The organism is Streptomyces iranensis (genome assembly GCF_017874715.1).
GTDB lineage: Bacteria > Actinomycetota > Actinomycetes > Streptomycetales > Streptomycetaceae > Streptomyces > Streptomyces iranensis.
Genome location: NZ_JAGGLR010000034.1, coordinates 35841 through 48524 on the forward strand (window position 1 = coordinate 35841; position 12684 = coordinate 48524).

Here is a 12684-nt window from a genome sequence, read left to right on the forward strand (position 1 = left end):
CCCGCCGAAAGGGGAGGGCCCCGCGTCGCACGGCGCGGGGCACCGACGGGGCGGTCAGGGGCGGCCGAAGCGGAGCCGCGGGGTGCGGATCCTGCGCTGGACCGCCCTGACGCTGGCCGTGCTGGTGCTCGGCGCGGCCGGCGCCGGATACTTCTACTACGAACACCTGAACGGCAATCTGAAGAAGGAGGATCTGGACCTCGGCGACAGCAAGATCGGCAAGCCCGAGCCCAACGCCGACGGACAGACCCCCCTCAACATCCTGCTCATCGGCTCCGACAGCCGGAACACCGCGGAGAACGTCAAGCTGGGCGGCGCCAAGCAGGACGCGGACCGCAAACCGCTGGGCGATGTGCAGATGCTGGTGCACGTCTCCGCCGACCGCGGCAACATGTCGGTGGTCAGCATCCCGCGCGACACCCGGGTGACCATCCCCCGGTGCACCGATCCGCATGACGGCACGGTGTATCCGAAGACCGAGGGGGCCATCAACCAGTCGCTCCAGCACGGCGGTCCGGGCTGCACGGTCGCCACCTGGAAGGAGCTCACCGGCGTCTACATCGATCACTTCATGATGATCGACTTCTCCGGGGTGGTCTCCATGGCGGACGCCATCGGCGGCGTCCCGGTGTGCGTGGACAACAACGTCTACTCCCATGACAGCAAGGGCCATGGCTCCGGGCTGAAGCTGACCAAGGGCACCCACAACGTCAAGGGCGTCCAGGCCCTCCAGTGGCTGCGCACCCGCTACGGCTTCGAGGACAACAGCGACATCGGGCGGGCCAAGGCCCAGCACATGTATATGACGTCGATGATCCGCCAGCTGAAGTCGGGCACCAAGCTCAGCGACCCGGGCAAGCTGATGGACCTCGCGGAGGCCGCCACCGACGCGCTGACCGTCGACCACGGCCTCGGCACCGTCAAGAAGCTCTACGACCTGGGCAATGACCTCAAGCGGGTGCCGACCAAGCGCACCACCATGATCACCATGCCCTGGGAGTACGGCGGCGGCGGGGAGTACGTACTGCCCAAGCCGGGCGACGCCGAGCAGACCTTCTCGCTGCTGCGCAACGACATAAGCCTGGACGGCAAGGACAAGAAGAAACCCGACGCCACCCCGGCACCCACCGCGCCCAAGGAGCAGACCCCGGTGGTGGTGCAGAACGGCACCGCCAGCACCGTCCTGGGGCCGGTCTCCGGCCGGGCCGGGGTCATCACCTCCGAGCTGGCGCGGCTGGGCTACGCCAAGGCCACCGCGAACACGGTGCTCATCTCGCAGGCCGACACCACCGTCCTCTACCCGGACGAGCCCCGGCAGGGCGACGCCCTGGCCGTGGCCAAGGCGCTGAAGCTGCCGAAGTCCGCGGTGAAGTCGTCGAAGTCGGTGCGGGAGATCACCCTGGTGGTCGGCAACGACTGGCGCGAGGGCACCGCCTATCCGAAGGCGGCGGCGGCGGACGACGGCGACAAGACGCCCAAGAGCGCGGACGCGCTCAACGGCGAGGAGAAGGGCTGTATGAAGGTCAACCCGGGCTACGCCTTCTGACGGCCCCTGCCCCCGTAAGGCGCTCCCGTGGACGCCCCGTCACGGCATGCGGAGGGGCCGGACCCGATGCGGGTCCGGCCCCTCCGGCGTACGTGGCGTACGTGGCGTACGGGCGCGGCTACTGGGCCATGACCGCCGGGCGGCGGCTGGCGATGACCTTCTTGGCGAGCGCCCGCGGGCTGGTCAGAAAGCCCCAGCCCCACGACATGTGCATGGTCGCGAGCGCCACCGGGATCCGCAGCCGGGCCGTCACCGGAAGCCCCTTGCCCGCGGGGAGCGAGCCCGCGGCGATCGCGGCCAGATAGCCGCCGGGGATCACGAAGCCCCACGGGGTGACGGCCACGCCCAGCACGATGCCCGCCGCGATGGCGACGACGGCGGTCGGCGGGGCGAGATAGCGCAGATTGATCGAGCCCTGGTGGAAGCGGGCCACGACATGGCGCCAGCGACCGTAGTCCTTGTACTGCTTGGCCAGGGCCCGCACGCTCGGCCGCGGCCGGTAGGAGACCTTCAGCTCGGGCGAGAACCAGATCAGCCCGCCGGCCTCGCGGATCCGGAAGTTCAGCTCCCAGTCCTGGGCGCGGATGAACTCCTCGTTGTACCCGCCCTGCTGTTCGAGCGCCTCGCGCCGGAAGACGCCCAGATAGACGGTCTCGGCGGGGGCCGCCTCACCACCGGTGTGGAAGGCCGCGTTGCCCACCCCGATCTTGGAGGTCATGGCGGCGGCGACGGCCTTCTCCCAGTCGTTCTCGCCCTCTGCGTGCATGAGCCCGCCGACGTTCTGCGCGCCGGTCTCCTCCAGGAGCCGTACGGCGGTCGCGATGTAGTCGGGCGAGAGCATGCCGTGGCCGTCGACCCGGACCACCACCGGATGGCGGGACGCCTTGATCGCCGCGTTCAGGGCGGCGGGGGTGCGGCCCGTGGGGTTGGGGACCGTATGCACCCGGGGGTCCTCCGCCACCAGTTCGGCGGCGATCTCGTCGGTGCGGTCCGTGGACGGGCCGAGCGCGATCACCACCTCCGTCTCACCGTCGTACTCCTGCTCCAGGATGTGCCGTACGGCATTGCGCAGATGGCGTTCCTCATTGAGCACCGGCATGATCACGGAGACGGCCGGGAGCTGATGCGGGGGCATGGCACCTCGGGGTTCGGGGGCCGGGCCCCAGGAGACTGGCGGCGGGAGCCCCAAAAGACTGCGGTTTCCGGGCCACGTTACCGCGAATGGGGGACGCCGGAACGCGCCGCCCGGGTGGCAGCGCCCCGTACGGGCGGCGTGGGGCCGCCAAGTCGATCGTCGTATGGGCCTACGGTGAGGCGATTCCGCCCAGCCCGCCGAAGTTCACGGAGGTCCCCTTCAGTGAGTGCACCGGCCCGATCGCCGCGCCCGTCGCGCCCCCGCTCCCGCCGCCCGCGCTGGGGGCTGCGGCTGGCCACGGGCGGCGCCTGTCTGGTGCTGGCGGTCAGCGGCATCGGGCATCTGCTGGTCAGGGAGCTCGATTCCGGGATCCACCGGGTGGACGCCTTCGGCGGCCTGGACAACCGGCCGAAGAGCACCGGCGGGGGCGTCAACTTCCTCGTGGTCGGCACGGACGGACGGGAGAAGATCACGCCTCGGGAGAAGGCGCTGTACCGGCTGGGCGGAGCCCCCTGCCGCTGCACGGACACGATCATGCTGATGCATCTGTCGGGCGACCACCGCCGGGTCAGCGCGGTCAGCCTGCCCCGCGACTCGTACGCCAGGATCCCCGCGTACACCGACGCCACCGGCAAGCGCCATCCGAGCCATCCGCGGAAGCTCAACGCCGCGTACGCCGAGGGCGGGCCGAGCCTGACCGTGCGCACCGTGGAGCATCTGACCGGCGTCCATATCGACCACTACCTCGAGGTGGACTTCACCAGCTTCATGAAGACGGTCGATGTACTCGGCGGGGTGAAGATCTGCACCGCGCGACCGCTCAAGGACGACCACACCGGTCTTGACCTGCCGGCCGGCACCCATGTGCTGAACGGCGGCCAGGCGCTGCAGTACGTCCGCTCCCGGCATGTGGACGGCACCTCCGACCTGGGCCGGATCCAGCGGCAGCAGCGCTTCATGGCGGCCGTGGTCCACCAGACCACCGCCGGGGGCATCCTGCTCAACCCGGTGCGGTTCAACCGGGTGGCCGGGGCGCTGCTGGGCTCGGTCCGTGCCGACCACGGCTTCAGCGCGGAGGACATGGTCGCCCTGGGGCGGGCCATGAGCGGGGTCACCCCCGAGTCCTCGGAGTTCGCCTCGGTCCCGGTGGTGCTGCCCGGTGTGCCGGTGAAGGGGGTCGGCTCCACGCTCCGCTGGAACCAGGCCAAGGCCGAGCGGCTCTTCACCACCCTCCGCGAGGACCGGCCGCTCGTCACCCACCGCCCGAAGCGTGTCCGGGCCACCCCGGTCGACGTGGACCCGGCCCGGATCCGGGTGCATGTGCTCAACGGCACCAATACGACGGGGCTCGCCCGCCGCGCGGACCGCGCGCTGCACGCCACCGGCTTCGCCACCACCGGCTCCCCCGCCGACGCCGCGACCCCCGACGTCCGGCACACGGTGATCGCGTACGACCCCGTCTGGGACCGCTCGGTGCGCTCGCTGGCGGCGGCGCTGCCCGGGGCCCGGCTGAAGCCGGTGGTCGGGCAGGGCGCGGTGATGCAGATCACGATCGGCGGGGACTACAAGGGCGTACGGCCGGTGCGGGTCGAGGTGCCGAAGACCGACACCGCCGGGTTCGGGACCGTCACCGGCGACGAGGTCGTCTGCCCTGAGGGCGGCGCCACCCGCTCCCTCTGACCCTGGGGGGTCACGGCCGGTCGGCGCTGCGCCCCGGGGGGTCACGGCCGGTCGGCGCTGACCCCGGGGGTCACGGCCGGTCGGCGCCCTCGGTGGCGTGGTCGGCGCGCCCGGCGGTGCGCTGGGCGCGGAGCTCCTTGATCGCGCGGCGGCGGGCCAGCCGGTGGGTCCGGCGGATCTCGGCCTCCTGGCAGCGCCGCTTGTCCCGCTCGCTCTCCGGGATGACCGGGGGCACGGGCCGGGGCTTGCCGTCGGCGTCGACGGCGGCGAAGACCAGATAGGCGCTGCCGACCTGGGTGGCGGGCGTGGACTCGTTCCACCGCTCGGCGAGCACCCGCACCCCGATCTCCATGGAGGACCGGCCGGTCCAGTTGACCTGGGCCTTCACATGGACGAGGTCGCCGACTCTGACCGGTTCGAGGAAGGCCATCTCGTCCATCGACGCGGTGACCGCGGGCCCCTCGGAGTGGCGGCCGGCGACCGCTCCGGCGGCGTCGTCCACCAGCTTCATGATCACGCCGCCGTGGACGGTCCCGAGGAGATTGGTGTCACTGCCGGTCATGATGTGTGACAGCGTGGTACGAGAGGCGGAGGTGGGCTTTCCCGGAAGCTCCGGTTCCGCACCCTGGGCCGGTTTGGTCATGTCGTCCACCTTATGCGGACCACATTCTTATCAGGTCTGCAACAGCCCTGCCGCGATCCGGCACCCGCCCTGTAATGCGACCCACCCGACCAGGCACACTGCATTGCATGAGCGAATGGCCCCAGGGATGGTCCGGCGACGGTAGCGGCCGGTACGGACGTGGTAGCGGCAGCGCCGAGCCGGAAGGGGCTCGTGCCATGCCACAGGTGAGGCGCGGCGCGCCCGGTGCGGGCGCGCCGCCGCCGTACGACGAGCCACCGCTGCCGCCCGACCTCTCGCCCCAAGGCACCGTTCCGCGGCAGCAGGCGTCCCAGGGCTATGACGACTACGACGACGGTTACAACACCGGTCAGGTCTACGGCGGCGGCAACGGCCCCGGTGGCCCCGGCGGCCCCGGCCCGCGCCCGGTGAGGCCGAAGAACTGGAAGCGCCGGATAACCATCGGCCTGGTCACCCTGATCGTCCTACTGCTCGCCGTCGGCATCGGCACCTACCTCTGGGCCGACTCCAAGCTCCGCAACGAGGTGGACCTGAGCAAGGTCGAGGACCGGCCGGGCGGCGGCAAGGGCACCAACTACCTGATCGTGGGTTCGGACAGCCGCGAGGGCATGTCCGACGAGGACAAGAAGAAGCTGCACACCGGCTCGGCCGACGGCCGCCGCACCGACTCCATGATCCTTCTCCATGTCGGTGAGAACGGGAACACCATGGTCAGCCTCCCGCGTGACTCCTGGGTCACCATCCCGGCCTTCACCGGCTCGGAGAGCGGCCGGCGGATCCCGCAGAGCCAGAACAAGCTGAACGCCTCGTTCTCCTCCGAGGGCCCGGGACTGCTCGTCCGCACGATCGAGTACAACACCGGTCTGAAGATCGACCACTACGCGGAGATCGGCTTCGACGGCTTCGCCAACCTGGTGGACGGCGTCGGCGGCGTCGACATCGACATCCCGCAGGACATGAAGGACAAGAAGTCCGGCAATGACCTGAAGAAGGGCAAGCAGACGCTGAACGGCCAGCAGGCGCTCGCCTTCGTCCGGCAGCGCTACGGCCTCGCGGGCGGCGACCTGGACCGCACCAAGAACCAGCAGAAGTTCCTGTCCGCGCTGGCCAACAAGGCGGCTTCGCCGAGCACGATCATGAACCCGTTCAAGCTCTACCCGACGATGGGCGCCGGCCTGGACAACCTGGTCGTCGACAAGGACATGAGCCTGTGGGACGTGAAGGACATGTTCTTCGCGATGAAGAGCGTCTCCGGCGGCGAGGGCAAGCAGATGAACATGCCAATCTCCAACCCCGGCCTGGCCACCTCCAAGGGGAGCGCGGTGCAGTGGGACATGGCCAAGGTCAAGCAGCTGGTGGGCGAGCTGAAGAACGACGAAAAGGTCACCGTCTCCAGCAACTGATCCGGACCACCACAGAAGACCGCTGCCGGGCCCGTCGGGCCCGGCAGCGGTCTTCTGTCTTCGAGGGCTACGGAAGGGAAGACAAGACTACGGAAGGGAGGACTACGGAAGGTTGCGCGCCATCACGATGCGCTGGACCTGGTTGGTGCCCTCGTAGATCTGCGTGATCTTGGCATCGCGCATCATCCGCTCGAGCGGGTAGTCGCGGGTGTAGCCGTAGCCGCCGAGCAGCTGGACGGCGTCCGTGGTGATCTCCATCGCGGCGTCGGAGGCGTAGCACTTGGCCGCGGCGCCGAAGAAGGTCAGATCCTCCTTGCCGCCTCCGAGTGCCACCCGCTCGGACCGGGCCGCCGCCGCGTAGGTGAGCTGCCGGGCGGCCTCCAGCTTCATCGCCATGTCGGCGAGCATGAACTGGACGCCCTGGAAGTCGCCGATCGGCTTGCCGAACTGCTTGCGCTCCTGGACGTACCCCTTGGCGTAGTCGAGCGCGCCCTGGGCGATGCCGAGGGCCTGGGCGGCGATGGTGATCCGGGTGTGGTCGAGGGTCTTCATGGCGGTGGCGAAGCCGGTGCCCTCGGCGCCGATCATCCGGTCGGCGGGGACGCGGACGTTGTCGAGGTAGACCTCGCGGGTCGGGGAGCCCTTGATGCCGAGCTTCTTCTCCGGGGCGCCGAAGGAGACGCCCGGGTCGGACTTCTCGACGACGAAGGCGGAGATGCCCTTGGAGCGCTTCTCGGGGTCGGTGACGGCCATCACCGTGTAGTACTCGGAGACCCCGGCGTTGGTGATCCAGCGCTTGACGCCGTTGAGTACGTAGAAGTCGCCGTCGCGGACCGCCTTGGTCTTCATCCCGGCCGCGTCCGAGCCCGCGTCCGGCTCGGAGAGGCAGTACGAGAACATCGCGTCGCCCTTGGCGAGCGGGGCCAGGTACTTCTTCTTCAGCTCCTCGGAGCCGGAGAGGATGACCGGCAGCGAGCCCAGCTTGTTCACCGCGGGGATCAGGGAGGAGGAGGCGCAGACGCGGGAGACCTCCTCGATGACGATCACGGTGGCCAGCGCGTCCGCGCCCGAGCCGCCGTAGGACTCGGGGACGTGCACCGCGTGGAGGTCGTTCGCGACCAGGGCGTCCAGCGCCTCCTGGGGGAAGCGGGCCTCCTCGTCGACCTCGGCGGCATACGGGGCTATCTTCGCCTCGGCGAGAGAGCGGACGGCGTCCCGGAGCATGTCGTGCTCTTCGGACGGCCGGTACAGGTCGAAGTCGTTCACCGAGGACGTCAAGCCTCTCACTCCCCATAGAGCGCTAACTACCGTTAAGTAACTGAATTCTAGGGGCGAGGCCCCGATAGGTATACGTGAGCTACCTGACAGAGTCGGCTGAGCCCGTCCCCCGGTCCCGACTATGCTCAGGCACCGCATCTGCGATCGACCGTTCTGGAGCACTGCATGGCCCTCAAGATCACCGTGATCGGCACCGGCTACCTCGGCGCCACCCACGCAGCGGCCATGGCGGAGCTGGGCTTCGAGGTGCTGGGCCTCGACGTCGTGCCCGAGAAGATCGCGATGCTCACCCAGGGCCGGGTGCCGATGTACGAACCCGGGCTCGAGGAGCTGCTGCGGCGCCACACCGTGGGGATCGAGGGGTCCAGCGGGCGGCTGCGCTTCACCACCTCCTACGAGGAGGCCGGGGAGTTCGGCGACATCCACTTCATCTGCGTGAACACCCCGCAGAAGCACGGCGAGTACGCCTGTGACATGAGCTATGTGAACTCCGCGGTGGAGTCGCTGGCCCCGCATCTGCGCCGCCCCGCGCTGGTCGTGGGCAAGTCCACGGTGCCGGTCGGCAGCGCCGACCTGCTCGCGGCCCGGCTGGCCGAGCTGGCCCCGGTGGGGGCGGACGCGGAGCTCGCCTGGAACCCGGAGTTCCTGCGCGAGGGGTTCGCCGTCCAGGACACCCTGCACCCGGACCGGATCGTGGTCGGCGTCGCGGGCGACCGGGCCGAGAAGCTGCTCCGCGAGGTGTACCAGACGCCCATCGGCGAGGGCTCGCCCTTCGTGGTGACCGACTTCCCGACCGCCGAGCTGGTGAAGGTCGCGGCCAACTCCTTCCTGGCGACCAAGATCTCCTTCATCAACGCGATGGCCGAGGTCTGCGAGGCCGCGGGCGGCGACGTGGTCAAGCTCGCCGAGGCCATCGGCTACGACGAGCGGATCGGCAAGAAGTTCCTCCGGGCCGGGATCGGCTTCGGCGGCGGCTGTCTGCCGAAGGACATCCGGGCCTTCATGGCGCGCGCCGGTGAGCTCGGCGCCGACCAGGCGCTGACCTTCCTCCGCGAGGTCGACTCGATCAACATGCGGCGCCGCGGCCATATGGTCGAGCTGGCCCGCGAGGCCGTCGGCGGCGCCTTCCTGGGCAAGCGGGTCGCGGTGCTGGGCGCGACCTTCAAGCCGGACTCGGACGACGTCCGGGACTCCCCCGCGCTCAACGTGGCCGGTCAGATACAGCTCCAGGGCGCCCAGGTGACCGTCTTCGACCCCAAGGGCATGGAGAACGCCCGAGCCCTCTTCCCGACCCTCGCCTACGCCCCGACCGCGGCCGCGGCGGCGGAGGGCGCCCATGCGGTGCTGCACCTCACCGAGTGGCGCGAGTTCCGCGAGCTGGACCCGGCGAGCCTCGGCAAGGTCGTCGCCGAGCGCCGCATCCTCGACGGGCGCAACGCGCTGGACCCCGACGTCTGGCGGGACGCCGGATGGACGTACCGGGCGCTCGGGCGCCCGATGGCGTAGGACCAAGGCTTCCCGTTTGACGGGGCCCGTTCGGTCAACCCGGGACGGGACCCGAGGAGGAGCCATGGCCATCGCCAAGTTGATCGTCACCGCCGTCGACTGCCCCGACCCCACCGCGCTCGCCCACTTCTACCAGCGGGTGCTGGGCGGTGAGATCAAGAACGAGGGGAAGCCCTGGGTTGATCTCCACCTGCCCGACGGGGCACGGCTGGCCTTCCAGGAGGCGCCCGGGTTCGTGGCGCCGAGCTGGCCGTCGGCGAAGGAGTCGCAGCAGCTGCACTTCGATCTGCGGGTGACCGATATGGCAGCGGCGCAGGAGCGGGTGCTGGCGCTGGGGGCCCGGCCGCTGGACCTCGACGACGAGGGCGGGAAGCGGGACTTCCGCGTCTTCGCCGACCCGGCGGGGCACCCCTTCTGCCTGATTCATCCCTGACCCGTCCCTGAAAACCCTCCGCTCCCGCCGGAGGGCGTCCGGTGGGAGCGGAGAGGGATGCTCTCAACGGCGGGGGCGGCGGCCCTTCTCCTGCTTCGGCGGGGTCTGGCCGGCGCCCGGGAGGGTCGGCTTGGGCAGGTTCTCGACGTCCTTCTTCGCCTGCTCCAGCTGCTCGGCCGTGTCATCCGGCAGCCTCGGCGGCTTCGGCGCGGCGTGCGAGAAGCCGAAGACGGAGGTGAGGTCGCCGAAGGAGCGGCGGCGCCACCGGCTGATGTTGGGCTCCTCGACGCCGGTCAGCCGCTCCAGGAAGCGGAGCACCGAGGTGTGGTCGAACGCCTCGCCCGCGGCCCAGCCGCCCACCGTCCACGGCGAGACGATCAGGCAGGGCACCCGGAAGCCGCCGCCGATGGGCAGACCGCCCACGAACTCGTCCACGGTCCCGGCCTTGGGAGTGGGCGGCGGGACATGGTCGAACAGCCCGTCGTTCTCGTCGTAGTTGAGGATGAAGACGGTCTTGCGCCACACCTCGGGGTTGGAGGCGATCGCCTCGATCTTGGAGGCGACGTAGTCGGCGCCGGCGGCGGGCAGATAGTCCGGGTGCTCGGACTGGGTGCTGGTGGGGATGATCCAGGAGACGGTCGGCAGCCGGTCGTTGCGGGCGTCCTCCTCGAAGGTCCCGGCGGGGCTGACGGTCATGCCGCGGTCGTACAGCGGATCGCCGGGCCCCGCATCCCGGAACTGCTGGAACTGCTCCAGGAGGTTGCAGCCGTAGTCGTCCTCCTCCTGGTACACCTTCCAGCTGATCCCGGCGTTCTGAAGCCGCTCGGCGTACGTCGTCCAGCGGTACGGCTTGGGCGCCTTGTTCTCCAGGACCGGGCCGCCCTTGACGCCGGCCGGGTCGATGGTGCCCGTCATCCAGTACAGCCGGTTGGGCCAGGTGGGGCCGAAGACCGAGCAGAAGTAGTTGTCGCAGATGGTGAACGCCTCGGCGAGCGCGAACTGGAACGGGATGTCCGCACGGGTGTGGTAGCCCATGACGTACGGACCGTTCTCGCCGTCGGCCTTACGGTGCGCGGGCAGCCACTTGTCCATGGCGCCGTTGTTCCACGCCTCGTGCTGCACCGACCAGGCGTGGCTGGTGGAGGGGATCGCCTGGGCGCTGGTGGAGTGGGTGTCCAGGTGGAACGGGAGCAGATAGCCGTCCGGGTTCTCCTCGTCCGGCTGGTAGAAGACGGACTTGCCGGTGGAGAGGGTCAGGGCGTCCGGGTCGGCGAAGCCGCGGACCCCCTTGAGGGTGCCGAAGTAGTGGTCGAACGAGCGGTTCTCCTGCATCAGCAGGACGACGTGCTCGATGTCGTGGAGGGAGCCGCCCTTGGCCGGGCCGGCGGCTATCGCCTGCTGCACACTGGGCGGCAGCAGCGACGCCGCCGCGCCCGCACCGAGCGTGCCGGCGGCGGCACCGAGGAGTCTACGGCGGGTGAAGTCGGGCATAACGCCTCTTTCTCGTTGAGCGCGTGAGAGATCGTCAGACCGCTTCGACTGTCTCGCCCGCAAGGCAACGAGGAAGAGGAGCATTACGTGAACGATGCATCAAGGCATCGCAAAGGCACCAAGGGCCGCTAAAGGGGCTGTTGGTGTGTCAGGTGGTGTCGATGCCGTTCAGTTACTCGGCGGCGTCCGGCTCGGCGGCGTCCGACTTGGCGGCATCCGGCTCGGCGGCGTCCAGTTGGTCGATCGTCGCGATGGACGGGCCGCGTGTGGTTTGTGCCGCGCGTGCCGCGTCCTCTGCGCCGCGCAGCGTACGGACCGCGTTCTGCCAGGTCAGCTTGGCCAGGTCGGCCGGTGACCAGCGGCGGTCGAGGAGCTCGGCCACCAGGTTCGGATAGCCCGCGACATCGCCCAGGCCCTCCGGGGTGAAGGCGGTGCCGTCGAAGTCGCCACCGATGCCGATGTGGTCGATGCCCGCCACCTCGCGCATGTGGTCGAGGTGGTCGGCGACGGTCGACACGGTGGCCATGGGGCGCGGGTTGGCCTCCTCGAAGGCGCGCTGCACCTTCATCGCGGCGGGCGTCATCTCCAGCGGATGCAGCCCGTGGGCGCGCATGTTCTCGTCCGCCTCCCGGGTCCAGGCGACCGCCTCGGGTAGCACGAACTTGGGCACGAAGGTGGCCATCGCCACGCCCCCGTTGGCGGGCAGCGACTCCAGCACATCGTCCGGGATGTTGCGCGGATGGTCGCAGACGGCGCGCGCGGAGGAGTGCGAGAAGACCACGGGCGCCTCGGTCACCCGGAGCGCGTCCCGCATGGTGTCGGCCGAGACATGCGAGAGGTCGACGAGCATGCCCAGGCGGTTCATCTCGCGCACCACCTCCTCGCCGAAGCGGGTGAGGCCGTGTGCCTTCGGTTCGTCGGTCGCCGAGTCGGCCCAGGGGACGTTGTCGTTGTGGGTGAGCGTCATATAGCGCACGCCGAGGTCGTAGAGGGTGCGCAGGGTGGCCAGGGAGCAGTTGATGCTGTGGCCGCCCTCGGCGCCCATGAGGGAGGCGATGCGGCCCTCGGTCCGGGCCGCCTCCATATCGTCGGCGGTGACGGCTGGGCGCAGGTCGGTCGCGTACCGGTCGGTGAACCGGCGGACGACATCGATCTGTTCGAGGGTGGCGCTGACCGCCGTGTCGCCCTGGAAGTCGGAGCGGACGAATACCGACCAGAACTGGGCGCCTACGCCGCCCGCCCGGAGGCGGGACAGGTCTGTGTGGGTGTAGGCGGTGAGGTCGGTGGCCATGTCGCGCTGGTCGAGGTCGTAGCGGACCTGCTCGCGCAGGGCCCAGGGGAAGTCGTTGTGGCCGTCCACGATGGGGTGAGTGGCCAGCAGGTCGTGGGCTTGCGCGAGGTGATCGGTCATCCTCGTAGTTTCGCGTGGGGCGCGGCGGAAGTCACGTGTTGTGGGCGTGTGTGGGGTGGGGGCTCCGCCCCCGGACCCCCGCCGCGGGCTCCGCCCCCGGACCCCGCTCCTCAATCGCCGGAGGGGCTTGAATTACCCCGCTGGAGCTTGAATACGGT

The 12684-nt window shown here is 70.0% G+C and carries 10 protein-coding genes; 5 read left to right on the forward strand and 5 right to left on the reverse strand.

Going from position 1 to position 12684, the window contains the following annotated elements:
- Window positions 1-82 precede the first annotated feature (82 nt).
- Window positions 83-1546 (forward strand): LCP family protein, encoded by a 1464-nt coding sequence (locus J2Z30_RS44090; protein WP_372453407.1) that lies wholly within the window; start codon window positions 83-85, stop codon window positions 1544-1546.
- A gap of 118 nt (window positions 1547-1664) precedes the next feature.
- Here the strand turns inward: J2Z30_RS44090 and J2Z30_RS44095 are convergent, their stop codons facing one another.
- Window positions 1665-2681 carry a glycosyltransferase family 2 protein gene (locus J2Z30_RS44095; protein ID WP_044574352.1) on the reverse strand — a complete coding sequence of 339 codons (1017 nt, stop codon included), beginning with the start codon at window positions 2679-2681 and terminating at the stop codon, window positions 1665-1667.
- Window positions 2682-2903: 222 nt separating this feature from the next.
- On the opposite strand from J2Z30_RS44095, the gene J2Z30_RS44100 reads away from it, so the two are divergent.
- Window positions 2904-4361 (forward strand): LCP family protein, encoded by a 1458-nt coding sequence (locus J2Z30_RS44100; RefSeq protein WP_044574348.1) that lies wholly within the window; start codon window positions 2904-2906, stop codon window positions 4359-4361.
- Window positions 4362-4431: 70 nt separating this feature from the next.
- Here J2Z30_RS44100 and J2Z30_RS44105 read toward each other — a convergent pair whose 3' ends face one another.
- Window positions 4432-5004, reverse strand: a complete 573-nt coding sequence (locus J2Z30_RS44105) for an acyl-CoA thioesterase (RefSeq protein ID WP_107073348.1) — start codon at window positions 5002-5004, stop codon at window positions 4432-4434.
- Window positions 5005-5111: 107 nt separating this feature from the next.
- On the opposite strand from J2Z30_RS44105, the gene J2Z30_RS44110 reads away from it, so the two are divergent.
- On the forward strand, window positions 5112-6407 hold the full coding sequence (locus J2Z30_RS44110; protein ID WP_209469107.1) for an LCP family protein: 1296 nt from the start codon (window positions 5112-5114) through the stop codon (window positions 6405-6407).
- A 102-nt stretch (window positions 6408-6509) separates the two neighbouring features.
- Here J2Z30_RS44110 and J2Z30_RS44115 read toward each other — a convergent pair whose 3' ends face one another.
- Complete coding sequence (locus tag J2Z30_RS44115) at window positions 6510-7685, reverse strand: acyl-CoA dehydrogenase (protein WP_281062834.1); 1176 nt, start codon at window positions 7683-7685, stop codon at window positions 6510-6512.
- 165 nt (window positions 7686-7850) lie between these two features.
- Here J2Z30_RS44115 and J2Z30_RS44120 point away from each other — a divergent pair, with 165 nt between their 5' ends.
- On the forward strand, window positions 7851-9191 hold the full coding sequence (locus J2Z30_RS44120) for a UDP-glucose dehydrogenase family protein (RefSeq protein WP_044574338.1): 1341 nt from the start codon (window positions 7851-7853) through the stop codon (window positions 9189-9191).
- A 64-nt stretch (window positions 9192-9255) separates the two neighbouring features.
- The gene (locus J2Z30_RS44125; protein WP_044574336.1) at window positions 9256-9624 is read left to right on the forward strand and encodes a VOC family protein; all 369 of its coding nucleotides are present in this window, start codon (window positions 9256-9258) and stop codon (window positions 9622-9624) included.
- Window positions 9625-9687: 63 nt separating this feature from the next.
- On the opposite strand, the gene J2Z30_RS44130 is transcribed toward J2Z30_RS44125, so the two are convergent.
- Both J2Z30_RS44130 and J2Z30_RS44135 read right to left on the reverse strand, forming a co-directional pair.
- Window positions 9688-11115: an alkaline phosphatase family protein gene (locus tag J2Z30_RS44130; RefSeq protein ID WP_044574334.1), complete on the reverse strand. Its 1428-nt coding sequence runs from the start codon at window positions 11113-11115 to the stop codon at window positions 9688-9690.
- A 172-nt stretch (window positions 11116-11287) separates the two neighbouring features.
- Entirely contained in the window at window positions 11288-12526 is a 1239-nt protein-coding gene (locus J2Z30_RS44135) for a dipeptidase (RefSeq protein WP_044574331.1), read from the reverse strand.
- Window positions 12527-12684 lie beyond the last annotated feature (158 nt).